This window comes from Nocardiopsis suaedae (assembly GCF_027706745.1).
Taxonomy (GTDB): Bacteria; Actinomycetota; Actinomycetes; order Streptosporangiales; family Streptosporangiaceae; genus Nocardiopsis_A; species Nocardiopsis_A suaedae.
In genome coordinates this window covers 1-22,380 of sequence record NZ_JAQFWP010000077.1, presented here as the reverse complement: position 1 = coordinate 22,380, position 22,380 = coordinate 1, and the positions used below count along the sequence as shown (strand labels likewise).

Annotated in this window: 21 protein-coding genes and 1 pseudogene; 2 read left to right on the top strand and 20 right to left on the bottom strand. The window is 75.2% G+C overall.

The window, feature by feature from the left end; all coding sequences use genetic code 11:
• Positions 1–411: 411 nt before the first annotated feature.
• The 16 genes and pseudogenes from O4U47_RS27465 to O4U47_RS27390 form a co-directional block, all read right to left on the bottom strand.
• On the bottom strand, positions 412–948 hold the full coding sequence (locus O4U47_RS27465) for an adenine phosphoribosyltransferase (protein WP_270680877.1): 537 nt from the start codon (positions 946–948) through the stop codon (positions 412–414).
• A gap of 87 nt (positions 949–1,035) precedes the next feature.
• Positions 1,036–1,443, bottom strand: a complete 408-nt coding sequence (yajC, locus tag O4U47_RS27460) for a preprotein translocase subunit YajC (protein WP_270680876.1) — start codon at positions 1,441–1,443, stop codon at positions 1,036–1,038.
• A gap of 136 nt (positions 1,444–1,579) precedes the next feature.
• Positions 1,580–2,614, bottom strand: coding sequence for a Holliday junction branch migration DNA helicase RuvB (gene ruvB, locus O4U47_RS27455; RefSeq protein WP_270680883.1), 1,035 nt, complete (start codon positions 2,612–2,614; stop codon positions 1,580–1,582).
• A 19-nt stretch (positions 2,615–2,633) separates the two neighbouring features.
• Positions 2,634–3,248 carry a Holliday junction branch migration protein RuvA gene (gene ruvA / locus O4U47_RS27450; RefSeq protein WP_270680875.1) on the bottom strand — a complete coding sequence of 205 codons (615 nt, stop codon included), beginning with the start codon at positions 3,246–3,248 and terminating at the stop codon, positions 2,634–2,636.
• Positions 3,245–3,823, bottom strand: coding sequence for a crossover junction endodeoxyribonuclease RuvC (gene ruvC / locus O4U47_RS27445; RefSeq protein ID WP_270680874.1), 579 nt, complete (start codon positions 3,821–3,823; stop codon positions 3,245–3,247). The genes ruvA and ruvC overlap by 4 nt, the downstream gene beginning before the upstream one ends.
• Before the next feature lie 167 nt (positions 3,824–3,990).
• Positions 3,991–4,740, bottom strand: coding sequence for a YebC/PmpR family DNA-binding transcriptional regulator (locus tag O4U47_RS27440; RefSeq protein WP_270680873.1), 750 nt, complete (start codon positions 4,738–4,740; stop codon positions 3,991–3,993).
• A complete protein-coding gene (gene pdxT / locus O4U47_RS27435) occupies positions 4,737–5,351 on the bottom strand; it encodes a pyridoxal 5'-phosphate synthase glutaminase subunit PdxT (RefSeq protein ID WP_270680872.1) in 615 nt (204 codons plus the stop codon). The genes O4U47_RS27440 and pdxT overlap by 4 nt, the downstream gene beginning before the upstream one ends.
• Positions 5,352–5,412: 61 nt before the next feature.
• Positions 5,413–6,333 (bottom strand): pyridoxal 5'-phosphate synthase lyase subunit PdxS, encoded by a 921-nt coding sequence (gene pdxS, locus O4U47_RS27430; protein ID WP_270680871.1) that lies wholly within the window; start codon positions 6,331–6,333, stop codon positions 5,413–5,415.
• A gap of 237 nt (positions 6,334–6,570) precedes the next feature.
• Positions 6,571–7,128, bottom strand: a complete 558-nt coding sequence (locus O4U47_RS27425) for a hypothetical protein (RefSeq protein WP_270680870.1) — start codon at positions 7,126–7,128, stop codon at positions 6,571–6,573.
• Positions 7,129–7,131: 3 nt separating this feature from the next.
• Positions 7,132–8,280 carry a glycosyltransferase family 4 protein gene (locus O4U47_RS27420; protein WP_270680869.1) on the bottom strand — a complete coding sequence of 383 codons (1,149 nt, stop codon included), beginning with the start codon at positions 8,278–8,280 and terminating at the stop codon, positions 7,132–7,134.
• Between the two features lie 120 nt (positions 8,281–8,400).
• Positions 8,401–9,354, bottom strand: a pseudogene (locus tag O4U47_RS27415) (phosphatidylinositol mannoside acyltransferase).
• A gap of 2 nt (positions 9,355–9,356) precedes the next feature.
• Positions 9,357–10,016 (bottom strand): phosphatidylinositol phosphate synthase, encoded by a 660-nt coding sequence (gene pgsA / locus O4U47_RS27410; protein ID WP_270680868.1) that lies wholly within the window; start codon positions 10,014–10,016, stop codon positions 9,357–9,359.
• 67 nt (positions 10,017–10,083) lie between these two features.
• The gene (locus tag O4U47_RS27405; RefSeq protein ID WP_270680867.1) at positions 10,084–10,455 is read right to left on the bottom strand and encodes a thiol-disulfide oxidoreductase DCC family protein; all 372 of its coding nucleotides are present in this window, start codon (positions 10,453–10,455) and stop codon (positions 10,084–10,086) included.
• A 14-nt stretch (positions 10,456–10,469) separates the two neighbouring features.
• The gene (locus O4U47_RS27400; protein ID WP_270680866.1) at positions 10,470–11,027 is read right to left on the bottom strand and encodes an HIT family protein; all 558 of its coding nucleotides are present in this window, start codon (positions 11,025–11,027) and stop codon (positions 10,470–10,472) included.
• 217 nt (positions 11,028–11,244) lie between these two features.
• Entirely contained in the window at positions 11,245–12,030 is a 786-nt protein-coding gene (locus O4U47_RS27395; RefSeq protein WP_270680865.1) for a TerC family protein, read from the bottom strand.
• Between the two features lie 382 nt (positions 12,031–12,412).
• Positions 12,413–13,987, bottom strand: coding sequence for a DUF885 family protein (locus tag O4U47_RS27390; protein WP_270680864.1), 1,575 nt, complete (start codon positions 13,985–13,987; stop codon positions 12,413–12,415).
• A 160-nt stretch (positions 13,988–14,147) separates the two neighbouring features.
• On the opposite strand from O4U47_RS27390, the gene O4U47_RS27385 reads away from it, so the two are divergent.
• Positions 14,148–14,837 carry a cyclase family protein gene (locus O4U47_RS27385; protein ID WP_270680863.1) on the top strand — a complete coding sequence of 230 codons (690 nt, stop codon included), beginning with the start codon at positions 14,148–14,150 and terminating at the stop codon, positions 14,835–14,837.
• 616 nt (positions 14,838–15,453) lie between these two features.
• On the opposite strand, the gene O4U47_RS27380 is transcribed toward O4U47_RS27385, so the two are convergent.
• The 4 genes from O4U47_RS27380 to O4U47_RS27365 all read right to left on the bottom strand — a co-directional run bounded on the left by O4U47_RS27380 (position 15,454) and on the right by O4U47_RS27365 (position 20,582).
• The gene (locus O4U47_RS27380) at positions 15,454–16,041 is read right to left on the bottom strand and encodes a GTP-binding protein (RefSeq protein WP_270680882.1); all 588 of its coding nucleotides are present in this window, start codon (positions 16,039–16,041) and stop codon (positions 15,454–15,456) included.
• Between the two features lie 34 nt (positions 16,042–16,075).
• On the bottom strand, positions 16,076–16,567 hold the full coding sequence (locus tag O4U47_RS27375; protein WP_408639039.1) for a DUF742 domain-containing protein: 492 nt from the start codon (positions 16,565–16,567) through the stop codon (positions 16,076–16,078).
• A gap of 39 nt (positions 16,568–16,606) precedes the next feature.
• Complete coding sequence (locus O4U47_RS27370) at positions 16,607–17,008, bottom strand: roadblock/LC7 domain-containing protein (RefSeq protein ID WP_026123694.1); 402 nt, start codon at positions 17,006–17,008, stop codon at positions 16,607–16,609.
• Between the two features lie 193 nt (positions 17,009–17,201).
• Positions 17,202–20,582, bottom strand: a complete 3,381-nt coding sequence (locus tag O4U47_RS27365; protein ID WP_270680862.1) for a sensor histidine kinase — start codon at positions 20,580–20,582, stop codon at positions 17,202–17,204.
• Positions 20,583–21,064: 482 nt separating this feature from the next.
• Between O4U47_RS27365 and O4U47_RS27360 the strand changes: the two genes are divergently transcribed.
• The gene (locus tag O4U47_RS27360; protein WP_270680861.1) at positions 21,065–22,282 is read left to right on the top strand and encodes a M15 family metallopeptidase; all 1,218 of its coding nucleotides are present in this window, start codon (positions 21,065–21,067) and stop codon (positions 22,280–22,282) included.
• Positions 22,283–22,380 lie beyond the last annotated feature (98 nt).

Sequence of the window (22,380 nt, the reverse complement as noted above, 5' to 3'; positions counted from 1 at the left end):
GACGGTCTGCGGTGCCGGGGGCCGCCCCGGTCCCCTGCCCGCCGTCAGCGGCGGGCGGCGGACCTGCGGAGCCCGCCTCCGGGGCGCCGGCGGCGCCCGCATCGGCGGGCGGCGGACACTCCTCCCCCGGGGCACGGCCCGCCTCCGGCTCCAGGACGGGGGAGACTGCCGCGGTGCGCTCCGGCACGGCCTCGGTCGGCGTGGTGGCCTCGCCTCGCATGGGCATCCCTCCCGCGGCTCCTCCGGCGGGTGCCGCGGGGGCGGGGGATCGCTCCGCCCCCTGCGACGGCCCACCGGGACGTCTTGGTCGTGAACGTTCGGCTCACCGGTACCAACGCGCCGTCGCAGTCGATGTATGCCCGCAAGTGTAATGCCCCGGCCCGCGTTCCCCCGCAGGTCGGGCCGGGCGGGTCAGGCCTCGGTGAGCGCGTGCACCCCGACCCCGGTCAGCCGGTCGCGGCCCTTGAGGAAACCCAGCTCCATCAGGACCGAGAATCCCACGACGGTACCACCCGCCCGGTGAACCAGCTCCACCGCGGCCCTGCCGGTCCCGCCGGTGGCCAGCACGTCGTCGACGACGAGCACACGGCTGCCGGGCGCGAACGCGTCGACGTGCATCTCGACGGTCGCGGTGCCGTACTCCAGATCATAGGACTCGCGGTAGGTCTTGGCGGGGAGTTTCCCGGCTTTGCGCACCGGGACGAAGCCCGCCCCCAGTTCCAGGGCGACCGGGGCGGCCAGGATGAAGCCGCGCGCCTCCAGCCCCACCACGGCGTCGACCCTCCCGTCGAAGGGGGCGGCCATGGCCTCGGCCACGGCCTTGAGCGAGGCGGGGTCGGCGAGCAGCGGGGTGATGTCCTTGAACACCACGCCCGGCTCGGGGAAGTCGGGTACGTCGCGGATCCCGGCCTCGATGAGGCGCTGGAGGTCGGCGGGGGCGTCGGGCATGGGGGTTTCCTCGGTGTCCTTCCGGCGTGCGGCCGCCGGGGCGTGGGCCCACCGTGTGGGCCGGCGCCCCGGCGGCCGGGCGCGGTCCTACTTGCTGCCGTCGTTCTTGTCGTCCCCGTCGCTCCCGGAGTCCTTGCCCGGGAAGTCGGGGCGGTCCTCGACCGGCGTGTCGTCGTCGGCGGCGCCCGGTTCGGGGACGACGTCGGCGATGCCCGCCTTGAGGATGCGGATGCGCGACCCGGGGGAGATCTCCAGCTCCACCTCGCTGTCGCGCACCTCGACCACGGTGCCGTAGAACCCGGCCTGGGTCAGCACCTCCTGGCCGGGGCGCAGCCGGCTCTGCATGTCCGTCTGCTGCTTGCGCCGCCGCTGCTGGGGGCGGATGATCAGCAGGTAGAAGACGAGGACCAGCAGCCCGATCATGAGGATCGACTGCAGGGTCCCCCCGCCGACCGCGGCCTCGACCGGCTGCGCGAGATTCGTAGTGCCCTGCACGGGGCGTCCTTTCCTGGCGTACTTTCTCCGCGGCGCCGCCGCCGGTTCCGGGGCCTGCCCCGGGGCTCGGCGGCGCGCGAGCGCATGGTCGCGCTGCGGTGGAACGAACGGGCTGGTCCCCGCGTTCCCGACCACTCTATCCGGCGGCCCCGTCCGGGGGCGTCAGCCCCATGTGCTCCCAGGCCCGGGGGGTGGCGACGCGGCCGCGCGGGGTGCGGGCCATGAAGCCGGCGCGGACCAGGAACGGCTCGGCGACGACCTCGACGGTCTCGGGCTCCTCCCCCACCGACACGGCCAGCGTGGACAGCCCGACCGGCCCGCCGCGGAAGCGCCGCAGCAGCGCGTCCAGCACCGCCCGGTCCAGCCGGTCCAGCCCCAGCTCGTCGACCTCGTACAGGCTGAGCGCGGCGCGGGCGGTGGCCCGGTCCAGGGTGCCGTCGCCGCGCACCTCGGCGTAGTCGCGCACGCGGCGCAGCAGCCGGTTGGCGATGCGGGGGGTGCCGCGGGAGCGGCGGGCGACCTCCTGGGCGGCGTCGGGGGCCAGGTCGACGCCGAGCAGCCCGGCCGAGCGGCGCACGATGGTCTCCAGGTCCTCGGGCCGGTAGAAGTCGACGTGCGCGGTGAAGCCGAAGCGGTCGCGCAGCGGGGCGGGCAGCAGACCGGCCCGGGTGGTGGCGCCGACCAGCGTGAACGGGGCGATGTCCAGGGGGATGGCGGTGGCGCCGGGCCCCTTGCCCACGACCACGTCGACCCGGAAGTCCTCCATGGCGACGTAGAGCATCTCCTCGGCGGGGCGGGCCATGCGGTGGATCTCGTCCAGGAAGAGGACCTCCCCCTCCTGCAGGGTCGACAGCACGGCGGCCAGGTCGCCGGAGCGCTCGATGGCCGGGCCGGAGGTGATGCGCAGCGGGGCGCCCAGCTCGTTGGCGATGATCATGGCCAGGGTGGTCTTGCCCAGGCCGGGGCCGCCGGACATCAGGACGTGGTCGGGGGCGCGGCCGCGGCTCTGCGCGCCGCGCAGCACCAGGGAGAGCTGCTCGCGCACGCGGTCCTGGCCGACGAAGTCCTCCAGCATGCGGGGGCGCAGCGCGCCGTCGAGGGCGCGGTCGTCGGCGCCGGCCTCGGGGGAGACGACGCCGCGCTCGTACAGGTCGGGCTCGTTGTCGCTCATCGCGGTCTCGCTCACGGGGTCAGGCGCGGCTCAGCCCGCGCAGGGCGGCGCGCAGCAGGTCGGCCACGTCGGGGGTGTCCTCGGCCTGGGGGGCGACGGCGTCGGCGGCGGCCTCGGCGTCCTTGGCCGACCAGCCCAGGTTGACCAGCCCGGCGACGACCTGGGGGCGCCAGTGGGCGGCGGCCCGGGCGGGCGCCGCGGCACCGGCGCCGGGGGCGGGCTCGGAGCCGAGGGGGTCGCCGAGCTTGTCGCGCAGCTCCAGGACGATGCGCTGGGCCCCCTTCTTGCCGATGCCGGGCACCGCGGTCAGGGCGGCGGTGTCCTCGGTGGCCACCGCCTTGCGCAGCGCCTCGGGGGTGTGCACGGCGAGCATGGCCAGGGCCAGCCGGGGTCCGACCCCCGAGGCGGCCTGCAGGCGCTCGAAGACGTCGCGCTCGTCGGCGTCGGCGAAGCCGAAGAGGGTCAGCGAGTCCTCCCGCACCACCAGGGCGGTGGACACGGTGGCCTCCTCGCCCACGCGCAGAGCGGACAGGGTCGCGGGGGTGCACTGCAGCTGCATGCCGACCCCGCCGACCTCGATGACGGCGGATCCGGCCTGGCGGGCGGCGACCCGGCCGGTGAGGAACGCGATCACGGTGCGGTGCCCTTCCTGGGTACGGGTGCGGAGGCGCGGGCGGGGGCCGGTGCCGGGGCGCGGGTCCGGGCGGCGGCCCGGGCGCGGGCCAGCCGGTCCTGGGCGCCGCCGCGCCAGAGGTGGCACAGGCACAGCGCGACCGCGTCGGCGGCGTCGGCGGGGCGCGGGGGGCCGCTCAGCCGCAGGATGCGGGCGACCATGGCGCCGATCTGGGCCTTGTCGGCGCGGCCGCTGCCGGTGACGGCGGCCTTGACCTCGCTGGGGGTGTGCAGGGCGACGGGCAGGCCGCGGCGGGCCGCGCACACCATGGCCACGGCGCTGGCCTGGGCGGTGCCCATGACGGTGCTGACGTTGTGCTGGGCGAAGACCCGCTCGACGGCGACCGCGTCGGGGGCGTGCTCGTCCAGCCACCCCTCCATGCCGCGTTCGACGGCCAGGAGCCGCTCGGGCAGGTCGTCGTCGGCGGGGGTGCGGATCACCCCGGCCGCGGCGAGGACGGGCGGGCGGCCGGGCGCGCCGTCGACCACGCCCACCCCGCACCTGGTCAGTCCGGGGTCGATCCCCAGTACCCGCACCGGCTCCCCCTTCTCGAACGCCCGTTCGCAGGGTACCGACCCTATACGACGGCGGCCCCGCCGCCGGTGCGGGCGGCGGGGCCTACGGCGTGTCCCCCGGACCGTCCCCGGGGCGCGGGCGGCGCCCGCGGGCGGCCGGGCGCCCGGGAGGGGCGCCCCGCGGCGTGTCAGCCGATCTTCTCCATGACCTCGTCGGAGATGTCGGCGTTGGTGTAGACGTTCTGCACGTCGTCGGAGTCCTCGAGGGCGTCGACGACCCGCATCACCTTCTTGGCGTCGTCCTCGCCGACGGGGACCTCCATGCTGGGCAGGAAGGAGGTCTCGGCGGACTCGTAGTCCACGCCGGCCTCCTGCAGGGCGGTGCGCACCGCGACCAGGTCGGTCGGCTCGCACACGACCTCCCAGGACTCGCCCAGGTCGTTGACGTCCTCGGCGCCGGCCTCGACCGCGGCCAGGGTGACGTCGTCCTCAGAGGCGCCCTCCTTGGACACGAGCACCACGCCCTTGCGGGTGAACAAGTAGGAGACCGACCCGGCGTCGCCCATGGAGCCGCCGTTGCGGGTGACCGCCACGCGCACCTCGGAGGCGGCGCGGTTGCGGTTGTCGGTGAGGCACTCCACCAGCAGGGCGACGCCGCCGCCGGCGTAGCCCTCGTACCAGACGGTCTGCCACTCGGCGCCGCCGGCCTCCTCACCGGAGCCGCGCTTGCGGGCGCGCTCGATGTTGTCCAGCGGGACCGAGTTCTTCTTCGCCTTCTGGATGGCGTCGTAGAGCGTGGGGTTGCCGTCGGGGTCGCCCCCGCCGGTACGCGCGGCCACCTCGACGTTCTTGACGAGCTTGGCGAACAGCTTGCCGCGCTTGGCGTCGATCGCCGCCTTCTTGTGCTTGGTGGTGGCCCACTTGGAGTGGCCGCTCATGCCGTTCCTTTCACGATGTCGACGAAGAGTCGGTGGATACGCGCGTCCCCGGTGAGCTCGGGATGGAATGAGGTGGCCAGCAGGCTCCCCTGTCGTACCGCGACGATCCTACCGGCCGCCCCGCCCTCGCCGGTCTGGCCGAGCACCCGCACGTCGGGGCCGGTCGACTCCACCCAGGGGGCGCGGATGAACACCGCGTCGACCGGCCCTCCCTCCAGCCCTTCGATGTCGACGGCGCCTTCGAACGACTCGGTCTGCCGTCCGAAGGCGTTGCGCCGCACGGTCATGTCGATGCCGCCCACGGTCTCCTGGCCCTGCGCACCGTCGATGATGCGGTCGGCCAGCAGGATCATGCCCGCGCAGGTGCCGTAGGCGGGCATGCCCGCCCGGATCCGCTTGCGCAGCGGCTCCAGCAGCCCGTACCGCACGGCGAGCTTGCCCATGGTGGTCGATTCGCCGCCGGGCAGGACCAGGCCCTGGACCTGGTCGAGCCGGCCCGAGTCGGTGACGGGAACGGCGGTGGCGCCGATCCCGCGCAGCACGCGCAGGTGCTCCTCGGTGTCGCCCTGCAGGGCGAGCACGCCGATGACGGGCGGTGCGGGCGTGGACAACTCGGGCGACCTCGCAGACGGACGTGTTCGGGCGGCGCGGCGGACGGCTCTGGGGCGCGCGTTACCAGCCGCGGCCGGCGTAACGCTGGGAGTCCTCCAGATCATCCAGGTTGATGCCGACCATGGCCTCGCCCAGGCCCCGGGAGACCTTGGCGAGGACGGAGGGGTCATCGTAGTGCAGAGTGGCCTGGACGATGGCGTCGGCCCGCTTGGCGGGGTCGCCGGACTTGAAGATGCCCGAGCCGACGAAGACGCTCTCGGCGCCGAGCTGGCGCATCAGGGCGGCGTCGGCGGGGGTGGCCACACCGCCCGCGGAGAACAGCGGCACCGGGAGCTTGCCCAGCTCGGCGACCTCCTTGACGACGTCGTAGGGGGCGCGCATCTCCTTGGCGGCGCCGAACAGCTCGGCCTCGTCCAGGGTGCCCAGGCGCTTGATCTCGCCGCGGATGGAGCGCATGTGGCGGGTGGCCTCGACGACGTTGCCGGTGCCGGCCTCACCCTTGGAGCGGATCATGGCCGCGCCCTCGGCGATGCGGCGCAGGGCCTCGCCGATGTTGGTGGCGCCGCACACGAAGGGCACGGTGAAGGCCCACTTGTCGATGTGGTGGGCCTCGTCGGCGGGCGTGAGCACCTCGGACTCGTCGATGAAGTCCACCCCGAGGGACTGGAGGACCTGGGCCTCGACGAAGTGGCCGATGCGGGCCTTGGCCATCACGGGGATGGAGACGGAGGAGACGATGCCGTCGATCATGTCCGGGTCGGACATGCGGGCCACGCCGCCCTGCTTGCGGATGTCGGCGGGGACGCGCTCCAGAGCCATGACCGCGACGGCGCCGGCGTCTTCGGCGATCTTGGCCTGCTCGGGCGTGACCACGTCCATGATCACGCCGTTCTTGAGCTGCTCGGCCATTCCGCGCTTCACGCGGGTGGTACCGACCGTCTTGTCGTTCTCAGCGGTGTTGGCCACGGTGGCGGACTCCATGTTCTGCGGGCGCCCGCGGGCTGCGCGGGAGCGCGGAGGATGCGTCTGTCGGGTGTCGGGGCGCGAGGGGCGCCGCCGACGTGTCCTGCGGCCCATGGTAGTTCACCCACCCGAGCTCTTTCGGGACATATCGGCACGTTCTCCCCCGCGCTTTTGACAGTCTGTCACCCTAGCGGGGAGGTGCAGGGCCGTGCCCGAGCGCTCCCCGGTGATCGGGAGGAACGGCGGGTGGGCCCCTCAGAGCGCCCCGAAGGAGCCCGGGACGCGCGGCGGCTCGTCGTCCATCTCGAAGAACCCGGGAAGCGGGGCGCCCCCGGCCAGGCGCAGCACCCGCACCAGGCGGCGGGCGCGGGCCTGGCGGGTGTGCGCCACCGCGTCGTTGTGGAAGCGGCGGGCCAGCAGTACCCGCTTGGCGGCGGCCTCGACCTCCCGCAGCGGTTCCCGGCCTCCCGGGCACTCGGCCAGGCCGGGCTCCTCCAGCACCGCGCGCAGGGTGCGCGACAGGTCGCTCTCGGCCAGCTCGCGGGCGGCGCCCGCGCCGTCGGCGGACCCGGCGCGGCGGGCCGCCGCCGCGGCGTCCGCCAGCAGCACCGCCGAGGCCGGTTCGACCCACGGACCGGAGGAGAACTCCTGCACCGCGGCGGCGCGCCTGCTCAGCGCCGCGTCGAGCGCCGCCCAGGCGGTCTCCACCCTGGTGTGCAGCCGGTCCAGGCGGGTCGCCCGCCAGGAGACGTAGAACGAGACCAGCACCAGGACCAGGACGAGCCCGGCCCCCCAGGCCGCCCACACCGCCACGGCCTATCCCCCCGCCCCGCCGTCGGCGGCCACCGCCGGGGCCCCGGACGGCAGCACCGTCTCGTAGACCCGCACCACGTCGGCGGCGACCGCGCGCCAGTCGAAGGCGCGCACCGCCTCGCGCGCCGCCCCGGACAGCTCGGCGCGGCGCTCGGGCCGGTCCAGCAGCGCGGCGGCGCGCGCTGCCAGCGCCTCCGGGTCGCCGACGGGGAACAGCTCCCCGGCGGCACCGCCGCCCAGCACGCTGCGGAACGCCGGGATGTCGCTGGCCAGCACCGGTGCCCCGGCCGACATCGCCTCGGTGAGCACGATGCCGAAGCTCTCCCCGCCCAGGTTGGGGGCGCAGAACACGTCCACCGAGCGGTAGGCGCGGGCCTTGTCGGCCTCGCTCACCCGGCCCAGCGCCACCACCCGTTCGCGCAGGTCCTCGGGTAGGGCGGCGCGGGCCTCGCCGGCGTCTCCGGGCCCGGCGACCAGCAGGCGCAGCCCCGGGCGCTCGCGCCCCAGCAGGGCGAAGGCCTCCAGCAGGACCCGCAGGCCCTTGCGGGGCTCGTCCAGGCGCCCCAGGAACCCGATCGCGCCGCCCCCGCCGGGCCAGCCGGGCAGCGGATCGGCGGCGGCGAAGCGGTGCACCGCCACCCCGTTGGGGATGAGCACCGCGTCCCCGCCCAGGTGTTCGACCAGGGTGCGGCGGGCGGCCTCGGACACGGCGATGCGGCCGCTGATCTTCTCCAGGGCGGTGCGCAGCGCGGGGGCGGAGGCGGCCATGGCGCGCGAGCGCGGGTTCGAGGTGTGGAAGGTCGCGACGATCGGCCCCTCAGCGGCCCAACAGGCCAGCAGGGACAGGCTGGGGGCGGCCGGTTCGTGGACGTGCAGCACGTCGAAGCCGCCCTCGCGGAGCCAGCGGCGCACCCGGGCGGCGGCGCGCACGCCGAACGCCAGCCGCGCCACCGAGCCGTTGTAGGGCACCGGGACCGCGCGCCCGGCGGGCACCACGTGCGGCGGCAGCGCGGCCTCGGCGCCCTCGTCGCAGGGGGCCAGGACCGATACCTGGTGGCCCAGCCCGATGAGCGCCTCGGCGAGGTCGCCCACGTGCTGCTGAACGCCCCCGGGCACCTCCCAGGTGTAGGGGCAGACCAGGCCCACCCTCATCGCCGATCACCGCCTCCGGCCGCCGTCGTTGGTCACAGGGGGTTCCACGTTGGCGCCCTCCCCGGGCCCGCACCAGAGGCGTGCGGCCCGGACGGCGCGGGTTCCGCCGGTACGCGCACTCTATCGGACGCCGCTGCGCCCGCCCGGCGACGCGCCCAGGGCGGCGGGGCCGGGCGGTGGGCCGTCCAGGTCGGCGGTGAACACGCGCTGGAGCATGTGCCAGTCCTCGGGGTGGGCCGCGATGGCGCCCTCGAAGACGTCGGCCATGGCCCGGGACAGGGCCGCGACGCGGGCCCGGCGGTCGGGCAGGGCGGGCACGGGGACCTCGTCGTGCACCCGGATGCGCCACTCGGCGCCCTCGTACCAGAGGGAGACGGGCATGAGCGCGGCGCCGGTGCGCTCGGCCAGGGCGGCGGGGCCCGCGGGCATGCGGGCGTCCTAGCCGAAGAACCGCACGCCGATGCCGCCCTCGGTCAGGTCGCGGTCGGCCAGCAGGCACACCAGCCCGCCGGAGCGCAGTCGGCGCGCCAGCGTGCCGGTGACCGCGCCGTTGCTCTGGCCCGGCTCCAGCGGGAGGACCTCCATGCCCAGGCCGGTGCGGAAGGAGGTGAAGCGCTCGAACACGCTCTCGGGGCGCAGCCGCTCGGCGATCGTGGTCAGCGGGGTGCCCCGCATCGCGATCCACGCCCCGGCGTGGTCCCAGTTGCCCATGTGCGGGAGGGCGGCGACCACGCCGCGCCCGGCCGCCAGGTGCGCCTCCAGCACGTCCACGCCCTCGGAGCGGGTGCGGCCCAGCACGGTGGCCGCGTCCATGGCCGGGAGGCGGAACATCTCGTAGTAGTAGCGCATGTAGGAGCGCATCCCCGCGCGGGACAGGGCGCGCAGCTGGGCGGCGGTCGCCCCCGGCCCGGCGACCCGGCGCAGGTTGGCCTCCAGGCGGGACACCCCGGGGCCGCGGGCCCGCCAGGCCCGGTCGGCCATCGCCCGGAACGCGGCGCGGCCGGGGGCCTCGGGCAGCTCGCGGACGAGCCGCCACCCCGCGGCGTAGGCCGCCGCGGCCGTACGGTCGCCCATGGTCAGCCCTGCCCGCCGGCGCCGCCCGCGGGCTGCCGGTCCCCGGCCCCGGCCGGGCCGCCGGGCTCGGTGAGGCGCGCCCGGGTCTCGATCAGGCGCTGGCCGACGGTGACCGTGTTGAGCAGCGCCAGCAGCCACAGGCCCCCGGCGAGCACGTAGGGCACGCCCAGCCCGGCCAGGCCCGTGGCGGTCAGCGCGATGATCAGCCGCTCGCTGCGCTCGGCGACGCCCACATCGCAGTTGACGCCCAGCCCCTCGGCGCGGGCCTTGATGTAGGAGACCGCGAAGCCGGTGGCCATGCAGTACAGGGCCAGCCCGCCGAGCAGCCGGTCCTCGCCGCCGGTGTAGAACCACACGGCCAGGCCGCACAGCACGGCGGCGTCGGTGAGCCGGTCGAGGGTGGAGTCGAGGAAGGCGCCCCAGCGGCTCTCCCGGCCGGAGGCGCGCGCCACGGCGCCGTCGAGCATGTCGAACAGGACGAAGACGGTGACCACGACAGCGCCGATGTACAGCTCCCCCAGGGGCAGCAGGCCCAGGGCCGCGGCGACCGCGCCGAACGTGCCCACGAGGGTGACCACATTGGCGCTGATGCCGATACGGGCCAGGGCGCGCCCGAGGGGAAGCGTCATCCGGGCGATCACGGGACGCAGGAATCTCAGCATGTCTTCTCACGATCGTAGGGGCTGCGGGTCCGGGCCGCGAGCCGCCCCGCCCGGGGCGGCGGCCGCCTCACCCGGCCGGCGGCACCCCGCAGGCGGCGGTCCCGCCGGGCATCCGGTGGCGGTTGCGGGCCACCCAGCGGTAGGCGAGGCCGCTCAGCCCCCGCAGGCCGGGGAGGCGCATGAGCGCGCCGACCGGGCGCAGCCCGGGGCGCGGCCCCGTGGTCAGCAGAACGGCCACGGCGTCGGCGCCGCCCCAGACGCGGCGGCCGTCGGGGTGGGCCAGCAGGACCTCGTCTCGGGCGCGGGCGCGCAGGCCGGACGGCAGGCCGGCCCGGTGGGACTCGACGATGCGCAGGCCGGGTGCGATGCGATCGGCGGCCAGGCGCGCGGCCGCCGTGCAGAATCCGCAGTCGCCGTCATAAATCAGCACGGGTGCCATACGACCACCGCCCGTCAGCGCGCGGGCCAGTGCTCGGCGATGCGCGCCCGGCTCTGCTCCAGCATCTCGGGCAGCACCTTGGTCTGGCCGATCACCGGCATGTAGTTGGTGTCCCCGCCCCACCGGGGGACGATGTGCTGGTGCAGGTGGGCGGCGATGCCCGCACCGGCCGCGGTGCCCAGGTTCATGCCGACGTTGAAGCCCTGGGGGCCGTAGGCGGCGGTGAGCGCCTCGATGCCCTCCTGGGTGAGGCGGGCGACCTCGGCGGTCGCCTCCGCGTCGAGGTCGGTGTAGCCGGACACGTGGCGGTAGGGGCACACGAGCAGGTGTCCGCTGTTGTAGGGGTAGCGGTTCATCACCGTGTAGGCGTGCTCACCGCGGTGCACGACCAGGCCGTCGGAGTCGGGCAGGCCGGGTGCGCGGCAGAACGGGCAGCCGTCCTCGGGGGCCGGACCCGCGGGCTTGTCCTCGCCCTTGATGTAGGCCATCCGGTGCGGGGTCCACAGCCGCTGGACGCCGTCGGGGTCCGCGCCGTCCTGGACGCCCTGCTCTGCACCGCTTGCACCGCTCATCGCACGCTCGTCTCCGTCCGCCTGCCGTCGGCCCCAGCATAGGCGACCGGGGAGCGGCCCGGCGCCCGGGGCGGAGGGGGCGGTCCCCCGCCACCGCAGCGGTTCCGGGCCGTCCCTGTGCTGTTGATCTCGGGAAAAGCGCCCCTAAAAGTGGGCCGGAAGCGTCGTTTCTCCCGAGATCAACGCGGAGCAGCTACCCGCGCCGGCTCTTAGGCCGTCAGGCCTTGTCCTCACCGTCGCCGACGGCGGCGCCCTCCGTCTCGGAGTAGCGGCTGGCGAGCTTCACCGGCTTGGCCGCCGCACGGCGCTTGCGGGCGACGATGTTGAGGATCTCCACGAACAGGGAGAAGCCCATGGCGGCGTAGATGTAGCCCTTCGGGACGTGGAAGCCGAGCCCGTCGGCGACCAGCGTGGTGCCGATGAGCAGCAGGAACGCCAGGGCCAGCATCTTGATGGTGGGGTGGGCGTTGACGAACCGGGACAGCGGACCCGCCGCGATGAGCATCACGATGACCGCGATGACCACGGCGGCGACCATCACCCAGATGCCGCCCGGCTTGTTGCCGATCATGCCGACCGCGGTGATGACCGAGTCCAGGGAGAAGATGATGTCCAGCGCCACGATCTGGACGATGACGGCGCCGAAGGCGGCGCGGACCTTGGACCCGGCGTGGTCCTCCTCGCCCTCCAGGCTCTCGTGGATCTCATAGGTGGCCTTGCCGATGAGGAAGAGGCCGCCGATGAGCAGGATCAGGGACTGGCCGCTGAACTCGTGGCCGAAGAGGGAGAACAGCGGCTCGGTGAGCCGCATGATCCAGGTGATGGAGCCGAGCAGCGCCAGCCGGGAGATGAGCGCCAGCCCGATGCCGAGCTTGCGGGCGCGGTCCTGCTGGTGCACCGGCAGCTTGCCCGCCAGGATCGAGATGAAGACGAGGTTGTCGATCCCGAGGACGATCTCCAGCGCGGTGAGCGTGAAAAAACCGATGACCAGATCGGTCGCCATGAGAGGTACTCCGAGGAGTGAGGGGTCGGTTCCGCGGGCGGCGGGCGGCCGTCCGCGCGCGCCCGGGGCGCACAGGCGGGACCTGCGCAGAGGCCCGGGCGGGCATGCGGATGCTAGCGGTCACGGCCGCACGACGCGAACGCGAGCCCCGTGACCGGGACTTTCGCGACACGCGGGAGAAGGGGCGCCGGGGCGGAGGCGGCCGAGTCGGGCCGGCGGTGAACGGCGGCACGGGTGGCCCAGGCAGTGCTCTGATCGTGGTGGTTCCACCACCCGATCCGGCCTGGAGCGATCTCTTCACCGCCCTGGATGCCCGAACGGCCGGGCCCGTGCCGGGCATGCCAGGAACGGGCCCGGGCGGGCGCCCCGGGGCCCGCGGTCCTCACATCGGGGGCGCCAGGCCCAGAAGCTCGCGCAGGAGGCGGGGCGGGGGCGCGCCGTGGGAGGTCAGGGTCGCCGCGCGGTCGGCCGGGGAGGCCTTCGGGTCCGCCACCGCCACGTCGCGGTCGAGGTCGGCCACGTCCCTGCGGCCGACATAGGCCACCGCCCCGCGGGTCGGCTCGGCCAGCGTCGCCCTCCAGCAGCGGGCCGCCTCGGGCCCGGTGAGCCGGGAGCGCTCGACCAGCAGCGCCCGGCCCTCCTCCTCGGTCATGTCGCGGGCGTGCGCCCGCACGTCCACCACGGCCCGGGCGGCGGCGCGCAGGCGCTCCCGGCGGTGGACGAGCCGGACCGCCGCCTCGGCGCGGTCGTCGTCCAGCCCCCATCCGCCCTCGTCGAGCAGGGCCTGGGCCAGAGCGGCCCACCCGGCGTCGAACACGGGGCTGCGCAGCGCGCGGCGCACCGCCGCGGCCCCGGCGCCCTCGGACTCCCGCGCCCTGAGGTAGGCGCGTCCCGGCGCGTCCTCGCGAGCGGCCGCCAGGTAGAGCTCCGGTGCGCGCCGCCCGGCGCCGTCGAGCAGCACGCGTTCCAGGTCGGCACGCGGCACGTCCTCGGCGCCGGGCAGCCCGAGGGCGCACGCGCGGGCCCGGGCCCGCTCCCGTCCGAACTCCACCGCCTGCCGGGCGGCGTCGCCCTCCAGCGGGGCGAACTCGCGCTCCAGCCGCTCCAGGCCCAGCCGGACCCGGTCGGGGCCGCCCCCGCCGCCGCCGATGGCGGCGGCGGCCTCGGCCAGCTCCTCCTCCGCTGCGAGCAGATCGCTCTCGGCCCGGGTGAGCAGGGTCTCCGGGTCGATCTGGGCGTCCAGGCCGTACCACAGCAGCGCCGCGTAGGACCGCTCCCCCAGGCACGGGTCGGCGCCCGGGTCGGCGGCGGCGGGCAGCCAGTCGGCGTGGGCGCGGAGCGCCTCGGCGGCGGCCGCGCGCTCCTCGGCGGCGGCCGCGCGCTCCTCGGCGGCGCCGGGCTCGGCCCCCTCCGGTACGGGGGCGGCCCGCAGCAGGTCGGCGGTGCGCCGGGCCCGCTCGGCGGCCTCCTCGGCGTTGGGGCGGGGCATGCCCGGCCCCGCGGTCAGCCGCTCGCGGGCGGCCTCCAGGAAGTCGGGCAGGGCGCGGCACCGCTCGGCGAGGGCCGCCGCCAGGTCCGGGTCCCCGCTCCCGGCGAGGGCCGCGAACCCGGCGTCGGGGAGCAGCGCCAGCGGGTCACGGCCGCTGGGGCGCAGCTCGGCGGCGCGCCACAGCTCGGACCCGGCGTGCGAGCGCAGCATCTCCAGGTCGACCCGGTCCTCGGGCGGGATCAGGGTGTCGTCGATCTCGTCGAGGGCGCCCAGGGCGTCCGAGAACAGGCCCACCCGCTCGGCCTCCGCGGCCTCCGAGGGGTCCACGAGGCGCCCGGCGAAGCGCGGGTCGCCGAGGGCGGCGGCCAGGTCGGGGGCGTCCTCCAGCAGGGCGTCCAGGACGCGCGAGGCGACCTGGCGGAACCGGTCGGTCATCGCGTTGGCGCCGGGATCGGGATCTGAAGTCATCCCCTCCATGGTGCCCTGCACGCGAACCCCGACGCACCAGGTACCGCGCGGCGGAGCGCGGAGAGGGAGCCCCGGGGGCGGCGAGCGGCCCCCGGCGCCGCGCCGGTTCCGGCGACGGCGTTGAATGGACCACGCCACCCGATACCGGAAAGGACCGCCCATGCCCTCCGAGCCGCTCGCGCCCGGCCGAGTTCGCGTCGTCGACCTGAGCCACCCGGTCGGGCCGAGCACACAGGTCTTCCCCGGCGACACCCCGCCGGTGGTCTCGCCCGCCTGCTCGCTGGCGGCCGACGGCTACAACTCGGTGCGCCTGGACCTGGGGTCGCACACCGGCACCCACGCCGACGCCCCCTACCACTTCCTGGAGGACGGCCTCCGGCTCGGGGACCTCCCGCTGGACCGGTTCACGGGGACCGCGGTCGTCGTCGACGCCACGGGGCTGGCGCCGCGCACCGCCATCGGGCCGGAGGCGTTCACCCCGTGGGAGGGGCGGCTGGCGCCCGGGGCGGTCGTGCTGGTCCGCACCGGCTGGGACCGGCACTACGGCACCGAGGACTACTTCCACCACCCCTACCTGTCCGGCGAGGCGGCGCGGATGCTCGTGGAACGCGGTGTGCGCACGGTCGGGCTGGACACGCTGAGCCCGGACGAGACGCCGTACGCGGAGTACGAGGCGGACGACTGGTCGGCGCACTTGGCGATCCTGGGCGCCGGCGGGACGGTGATCGAGAACCTGCGCGGCCTCGGCACCGCAGAGGTGCAGGGGGCGCGCTTCTGCGCCTTCCCGCTGCGCCTGGAGTCCGGCGACGGGGCACCGGTGCGGGCGGTCGCCCTGGTCTCGGACGAATGATTGCGAGTCATCGGGCCGGAGAGCGGGCGCGGGGATTCCTCGCGCCCGGCCGGAGGATCCGGGACGGCGTGCCAGCCCTGAAGGGCACCCGTGCACGCGGTGCCGCCGGGACTGCCGCGAGGGCTGCCGCCGGTGTCGGGCGGCGGGCGCCCTTATGGGGCGATGGAGGTGTGCGGCCCCGGCACGGAGACGGCCGACGCCGCTCGGCCGCCTCGCAGCGCGCGCGTCGGCTCCGGTGCTGCGCCACGCGTCCACAGACCGCGCCTCCGCCGACCTGGACGGCCTTGGAGGCCCCGCCCGCGGGTGAGGTCGTGCACGGGAAGCACGGGTCGGATCACGGCGCTTCCCGCCGACGGTGGGCGCCCGTCGAATGGGCCCAGCATGGCCCGGGCCCGGCGTCCGCGGTGGCAGCGGTCGGGCCGACGCGGCCCCGCGACCGTGCTCGACCGCCTCACGGCGGCGCCTCCGCCGCCGTGCGGCACACGGTGCCCGGCACGGCGGTGCCGCTCCTCCGGGAGGCCCTCAGCCGCCGCCCGGCGGTCCTGCCGTGCCGTCGCGCCCGTCGCCCGGTCCGCGCGCCGCGGCGCGCGTGCGGTACGGGCGCCAGCGGCACCCGTCAGCGCCAGGAGCCCTGGCCCCCGGTGGAGGCCGCCTGTCCCGCGCCCTGGTCTCCCACCGAGATCGCGTGCTCCACCAGGGTGATCAGGGTCGCCTTGGTCGAGCCGCGGTCGCGGGCGTCCACCTGCACGATGGGGATCTCCGGGCTGAGCGTGAGCGCGTCCCGGACCTCCTCGGCGCCGTGCGGGTAGTACCCGTCGAAGCCGTTGATGGCCACCACGAAGGGCAGGCGCGCCTCTTCGAAGTAGTCGATCGCGGGGAAGCAGTCGGCCAGGCGGCGCGTGTCGACCAGCACCACCGCGCCGATCGCGCCCTTGACCAGGTCGTCCCACATGAACCAGAAGCGGTGCTGGCCCGGCGTGCCGAACAGGTACAGGATCAGGTCCGAGTCCAGCGAGACGCGGCCGAAGTCCATGGCCACCGTGGTGGTCTGCTTGTCCGGCGTCTTGGCCAGGTCGTCCACGCCCACGCTGGCGCTGGTCATGACCGCTTCGGTGGTCAGCGGCACGATCTCGGAGACCGAGCCGACGAACGTGGTCTTGCCGACGCCGAAGCCTCCGGCGACGACGATCTTGACCGACGTCATCGCGCTCGCAGCAGCACCGCCCTCCTCGGCCGGGCTAGAGCTTGCGAAGTCCACTGAGCACCCTTTCAAGCAGGTTGACGTTGGGCCGGCTGTCGGTGTCGAGCGACGACCTGATCTGCACCAGCCCCTGCTCGGACATGTCGGCCACGAGCACGCGGGCAACGCCGAGCGGAATGCGCAGCAGCGCGCTGATCTCGGCCACGGAGCGCCATTCCTTGCACAGCTCGCCGATGGCCTGGCACTCCGGGGTCAGGGTCGCCATCTCGTCGCGTGCCGCGGCGGTCACCGAGATCAGCGCCTCCATCGGCAGTTGTGCCTTGGGCTTGGTCCGTCCCCGCGTGACAGCGTAAGGGCGGACCAGCGAACTGGGGGAGTTGTTCGCCGGAGGGGGCTGCCGCTCCCCCAGCTGCTGACTTGGTCGTGGGGCGTCGACGCCGCTCGGGGGCAGCCCCGGCGCCGCTGGGGCGCCGGCCGGCTGCTGCCCGAACCACGAGGCGCTCCCGGCATCTCTGCTGTGAGGTGCCACCACAATCCTCCTGTCGGTGGTGGATCAGGGGTGGTGGATTCAGTGCATGTCCGATGTGCGCGCCGCCGGAGTCAGCGCCCGGCCCGCCCGCTCGACCAGAAGCGTCATCTCGTAGGCCACCAGCCCCAGGTCGCACTCGGCGGCGGCCAGCACCGCCAGGCACGACCCGTCGCTGATCGCCATGATCAGCATCAGGCCCCGCTCCATCTCGACCACGGTCTGGGCGACGGCGCCGCCCTCGAAGACGCGGGCCGCACCCTGGGTGAGGCTGGACAGGCCGGAGGCGATGGCCGCGAGCTGGTCGGCGCGGTCGCCGGGGAAGCCGGCCGAGGAGGCCAGCGGAAGCCCGTCCGAGGACACGACGATCGCGTGAGCGACATCCGGCACCCGGTTGGCGAAGTCAGTGATCAGCCAGTTCAGCTCGTTCACCGGTTGATTCATCCGAAGTGCTCCTGTCCATCCCGGCCCACCCGGCGGGGGGACCGCCGACCGGGCCACGTCGTGCTCGGTAGTGACTTTATGGTGCTGAATGTCGCGATAAGTGCGGATGATGCTAATTCATCACCCACCCGTGATGTCCGGCGCCCCCGACGAAGCCCGCTCCGGCCGGGGCGCCCGGGCGCGGGGACGAACACTACCGCTCCCCCTGCGACGGGTCCCCGGTGCCTGGGCCCTCGCCGCGGTGGAACTCGCCCGTCCGGCTGCGTCCGTCCTGGACCCCCTTCTGGAGGCCGCTGAACCGGTTGCGCACCCGGTCGGCCGAGCGGTTCGGCATCTGCCGGACGTTCTCCGGCTGCGGCGCCGTACCGGGAACAAGGTTTGCCTTGGGAACGCGTTTTGGCAACCCCGAATCGGTCAGACCGCCCGCGATCGGCTCGGCGGCGCTGCGCGCGGCCTGCCATCCGCGGTCGGCGTCGGAGCGCCAGCCGTCCTCGGCCTGGGCCGAGCGCTCGGGGCCGGACGCCGGTGCCGCGCCCGCGGCGGGCGGGGCCTCGGCGGCGGCCTGCGGTGCGCGCCCGGCCGCCCCGGCGGGCGGGGACGCCGGGGGCTGCGGCTCGGCGGCGGGCTGCGCCGCCCCGGCGGCCGGGGTCGGCAGCGGGCCGGTCTCCGGACCGGAGGTACGGCGCTTGAACCAGTTGGACTCGATCGCGTCGAAGATCGGCAGGGCCTCCGATCCGCTCTCCGGGGACGGCGGGACGACCGTGTTCTGCCCGGGGGCCTGCCCCCGGCCGTAGCGGCGGGACAGGTAGGCGGTCGAGCCGTAGCCCTCCCGCGCCTCGGGGTCGGCGACCCCGCTGTGCTCGGTGCTGCGCCAGGGCTCGGCGACCTCGGCGGGGCGCTCCTGCCACCAGCTGTGCTCCTCGCCGCCGGACGCGCCGTCGGCGTGGTCGCCGTTCGTGTAGCCGCCGCTGGTACGGCCGCCGCTCGCGTAGCCGTTGCCCGTGTGGCCGTTGCCCTCCGGCACGCCGGGGCCCTGGGACGCCTCGGCGACCGGTTCCGGCCGCGGCCGGGGTTCGGGCGCCGGCCCCTCTGCGGGCGGCGGGGTGGGCGGGAGCGGGCCGGTGCCGGTCGGGTCGAACAGCGACCCGGCCGAGCGGCTCTGCCCGCCCGAGGACGCCGGGGGCTCCGGCTCGGTGGGCCCGGCCGGGGCCGAGGGGGCCTCGGAGGCCGGCGGGACCGAGGGGGTCTCGAAGGCGGACGGGGCGGGCGGGGTGGGCGGGGCCGCGGAGCCGCGGTTCCGGTTCCACCCGGCCGACCAGAGGTCCTCCCCGGAGGGCGGGTGCTCGGCGGGGGCCTCGGCCTGCGGCGCGGGGGCGCCCGGCTCCCCGGCCGTGTTGCCGCCGGGGCGGCGCTTGGGCAGTGGGTCCTCCCCGCCCGGACCCCAGGCGCCGTCCGGCTCGGCCGCGGCCGGGGTCGCCGCGAAGGCGGCGGTGGCCTCGGCGTAGGTGTCGGGCACCGCCGGGGGCGAGGGCAGGGCGGGGGCGGACGGGTCCACCGGGGTGATGAGCAGGTCGGCCGGCAGGTCGGCGTAGGCGGTGATGCCGCCGCCCTGGGCCTGGCCCAGCCGGACCCGGATGCCGTGCCGGGCCGCCAGGCGGCTGACCACGAACAGGCCCATGCGGCGGGAGACCGCGACGTCGATGACGGGCGGCTCGGCCAGGCGCAGGTTGGTGGCGTCGATCTCGTCGGCGGCCATGCCGATGCCGCTGTCGGTGACCTCCACCCGGGCGCCGCCGTCGTCGAGGACCTGCGCGGTGACCGAGACCTGGGTGTCCTGCGAGGAGAAGGAGGTGGCGTTCTCCACCAGCTCGGCGACCAGGTGGATGACGTCGTTGACCGGGCGGCCCAGCACCGACACGTCGGAGGGGGCGCGCACGTTCACCCGGTCGTACTGCTCGACCTCGGAGACCGCACCGCGCAGCACGTCGACCAGCGGGACCGGCTGGGCCCACTTGCGGGTGTTGTCCTGGCCGGACAGCACCAGCAGGTTCTCGGCGTTGCGCCGCATGCGGGTGGCCAGGTGGTCGAGCTGGAACAGGTCGCCCAGGCGCTCGGAGTCCTGCTCGCTCTGCTCCAGGCCGTCGATGAGGCGGAGCTGCCGCTCGACCAGGGTCTGGCTGCGCCGGGAGAGGTTGACGAACATCGCGTTGACGTTGGAGCGCAGCGCGGCCTCCTCCGAGGCCAGGCGCATGGCCACGCGGTGGACCTCGTCGAAGGAGTGGGCGACCTCGTCGATCTCGTCGCGGGTGCCCACCACGATGGGCTCCACCTCGACCCGGTCGGGCGTGGTGGTGGTGTCCTTCATCCGGCTGATGGAGTCCGGCAGGTCGCGGTCGGCGACGCGCAGCGCGCCCTCGCGCAGGCGGCGCAGCGGGCGCAGCAGCGAGCGGATCACCAGGGAGGTGACGAGGAAGACCGCGATGATGACGCCCAGCACCAGGCCGGAGTCGAGGAAGGTGCGGTACAGCGCCCCCTGGCGCAGCTCCCCGGCCTGCGCGATGACCAGGTCGGACATCTTCTCGTCGCCCTGCTGGGCCAGGGCCAGCGACTCGTCGGACACCTCCTGGTACCCGCCGGGGCTGTCGCTGCGGGTGCCGCCGGTCAGCTTGCTGCCATTGTCGGCGCGCATCAGCACCCGCTGGCGGGTGGTGATCATCTGGCTGATCTCGAGGCCGGTGAAGGTCGACTCGTACATCTGCCGCTGCGCGGGCGTGGCGCTCGCGGCGAAGTTCTGCATCTCGTTGTCGTAGCGGGACCGGGTGTTCTGCACGGCCTCCTGGACACCGCCGGACATCTCCCCGCGCATCAGCGAGTGCAGCATCAGCGCCGACTCGTACGACAGGTGCTCGCGGGCCTTGTTGAGCGAGGTCATCGCGCGCACGCTCTCGCGCAGCTCGGTGTCGTCGGTGCCCTCGGCGATGCCCTGGTTGAACTCGTTGAGGGCGTTGATCACCTGGCGGTACTTGGTGGCCGCCGGGAGCACGGTGATGGTGGAGGTCTGGACCTCGTCGCGAACGCCGTCCAGGCCGTTCAGCGAGCTGACCATGCGGTCGCGCCGGTCCCGGGCCACGGTGCCGCCGACGTCGCCGAGCTCGGCCAGCCGCTCGGTGACCTGCGTCTCGGCCCGGTTGGTCGCCTTGATCCGCTCCTCGAGGTCGCGCGCCAGGGAGTCCGAACGGTCTTCGGGGTTGCGGTCGTCGGCGATGTAGGCGGCGACGGCCCGGCGCTCCTTGCCGAGCTCGGAGGTGAGCGAGACGACGTCCTTGCCGAGGGTCGCCATCTTCTGGATGTTGTCGTGGGTGACGGCCTCGCCCACGTTCTCGCCGACCCGCAGCCCGCCCAGGACCAGCGCCGCGGCGGTGGGGATGACGATCAGCGCGACCAGGCGGGTGCGCACCCTCCAGTTGCGCGGCGCCCACCAGCGGCCGGCGCGTACAGGGGGAGCCGATTCCTCCTGCCGGCCGGGATCGGCCTGCGGGGCGTCGGCCTCGGTTCTCGCCGCTCGTGTCGACACGGACCCTCGCAACCTTTCGTTCACCGCCTCGGGTGATGGACATGGCCCTCATGCGGGGGCGGCCCGCGCCCGGACGGGGCGAGGGGGACTCCGGTGGGCGCCGACGGCCCACGGGGGGACGGCGGCGGCCTCTCGACGCCGAGGGTGGGGGGACGTGCGCGCCGGGGTCCGCCTCATGAGGGGGTGAGGCGTGGTGCACCATGATCGGAAATGGGGCACTTGGGGAGCACAGCGTACCAATTGGCCCAGCCGCGTCACCTCCCCCCGCACCCCGGTCCGTCCGTTTCGGGCCGCTGGCCCTTTCCTTCACACCGGCCCGGAACCCGCGCCCCGGGCCATGATCACGCAGGTCCGACCGGGCCGGTGGGGCACGGACGGGCAGCGCATAACTTTTCAAACACACCGGACGGATCGTACGGACTCGTCATCGTTCCGTGACAGTCTGTCACCCGGAAGGGGTCCGTCCGGAGGGAGTGTCGGCCGTGGGGCGCCGGAACCGAACGAAACGTGCTCTGACCGCGGCGGTGTGCGCCGGAACGGTGCTGGCCGTCCCGGCGGCCCCGGCGGCCGGGGCGCCGGAGGACCCCCCGGCGCGGGTGCGCGCCGCGCTGGCCGAGGTGCGGGCCGAGATCGACTCCCTGCACGAGCGGGCGGAGTCGGCGATGCGCGACCACGTGGCCGAATCCGAGCGGCTCGACCGCGCCGAGGAGGCGGCCCGGTCCGCCGAGCGCGCCGCGGACAACGCGGCCGAGCACACCGAGCGGGTGCGCACGGGTGCCGCGGGCCAGGCGGTCGCCGCCTACACCGGCGCGGACCTGGGCCCGCTGGTGGCCTGGAGCAGCCCCCGCGGCCCGCAGGAGGCGCTCGACCGGGCGTCCTTCCTGTCGGTGCTCGCCGGACACCGCCAGGACGAGGTGAACCGCGCGGCGGCGGCCGGCGCCGCCAAGCGCACCCTGAGCGACCGGGCCGCTGAGGCCCGCGACGAGCGCGCCGACGCCGAGGAGGCGGCCCGCGAGACGCGGGAGGAGGCCGAGTCCGCCCTGGAGGACCGGCGCGCGACCCTGCGGGGGCTGCTGGCCGAACAGTCGCGCCTGGAGGAGGAGCTGCGCGAGCGCAGGGAACAGGAGGCCGAGGAGTCGGCCGACGGCCGGGGCGGCGCGCAGAAGCAGGCGGGGCAGGCGGCCCAGACCTCAGAAGGCGCAGGGGCCCCACAGGCCTCCGAGGGCACCGGTGGCGGCGGGGGCGCCGGGGACGGCGGGGATGGCGGTGGCGGCGGTGGCGGCGGACAGGGCTGCGACGGCGGTGACCTGTCGGGCTACCCCAACGGGGAGATCCCCGAAGAGGCCCTGTGCCCGCTCCCCCAACCGGGCGAGCGGCTGCGCGCGGACGCCGCGGAGGCGTTCATCGCCTTGGACGGCGAGTTCCAGGGCCGCTTCGGCCGCCCGATGTGCGTGGCCGACTCCTACCGCCCGATCGACGAACAGGTCCGGCTGTACGAGGAGAAGGCCGCAGGCATGGCGGCCGCCCCCGGGACGAGCACCCACGGCCGTGGCATCGCCGTCGACCTGTGCGGAGGCGTGGAGACCGAAGGGTCGGACGAATACCGCTGGATGATGGAGAACGCCCCGGACCACGGATGGCTCAACCCCGAGTGGGCCCAGAACGGCTTCGAGCCGTGGCATTGGGAATTCCAGGGCTGATCCACGTCCGGCCCACAGAGCACCCTCCCGGCAGGATGCCGGACCGATCGGCCCCCCACTCACGACCGCCGACCGGGCGGCGGGTGGCCGGGGTGCCG

What these genes read in the sequence shown, in the direction of transcription:
- O4U47_RS27380 (WP_270680882.1), bottom strand. Translation starts at nt 16,041, where the DNA reads ATGACGTCGGTCAAGATCGTCGTCGCCGGAGGCTTCGGCGTCGGCAAG.
- O4U47_RS27385 (WP_270680863.1), top strand. Translation starts at nt 14,148, where the DNA reads ATGCCCTCCGAGCCGCTCGCGCCCGGCCGAGTTCGCGTCGTCGACCTG.
- ruvB (WP_270680883.1), bottom strand. Translation starts at nt 2,614, where the DNA reads ATGAGCGACAACGAGCCCGACCTGTACGAGCGCGGCGTCGTCTCCCCC.
- O4U47_RS27420 (WP_270680869.1), bottom strand. Translation starts at nt 8,280, where the DNA reads ATGAGGGTGGGCCTGGTCTGCCCCTACACCTGGGAGGTGCCCGGGGGC.
- O4U47_RS27400 (WP_270680866.1), bottom strand. Translation starts at nt 11,027, where the DNA reads ATGAGCGGTGCAAGCGGTGCAGAGCAGGGCGTCCAGGACGGCGCGGAC.
- O4U47_RS27465 (WP_270680877.1), bottom strand. Translation starts at nt 948, where the DNA reads ATGCCCGACGCCCCCGCCGACCTCCAGCGCCTCATCGAGGCCGGGATC.
- O4U47_RS27390 (WP_270680864.1), bottom strand. Translation starts at nt 13,987, where the DNA reads ATGACTTCAGATCCCGATCCCGGCGCCAACGCGATGACCGACCGGTTC.
- O4U47_RS27395 (WP_270680865.1), bottom strand. Translation starts at nt 12,030, where the DNA reads ATGGCGACCGATCTGGTCATCGGTTTTTTCACGCTCACCGCGCTGGAG.
- pdxS (WP_270680871.1), bottom strand. Translation starts at nt 6,333, where the DNA reads ATGGAGTCCGCCACCGTGGCCAACACCGCTGAGAACGACAAGACGGTC.
- O4U47_RS27370 (WP_026123694.1), bottom strand. Translation starts at nt 17,008, where the DNA reads ATGAATCAACCGGTGAACGAGCTGAACTGGCTGATCACTGACTTCGCC.
- pgsA (WP_270680868.1), bottom strand. Translation starts at nt 10,016, where the DNA reads ATGCTGAGATTCCTGCGTCCCGTGATCGCCCGGATGACGCTTCCCCTC.
- O4U47_RS27440 (WP_270680873.1), bottom strand. Translation starts at nt 4,740, where the DNA reads ATGAGCGGCCACTCCAAGTGGGCCACCACCAAGCACAAGAAGGCGGCG.
- O4U47_RS27405 (WP_270680867.1), bottom strand. Translation starts at nt 10,455, where the DNA reads ATGGCACCCGTGCTGATTTATGACGGCGACTGCGGATTCTGCACGGCG.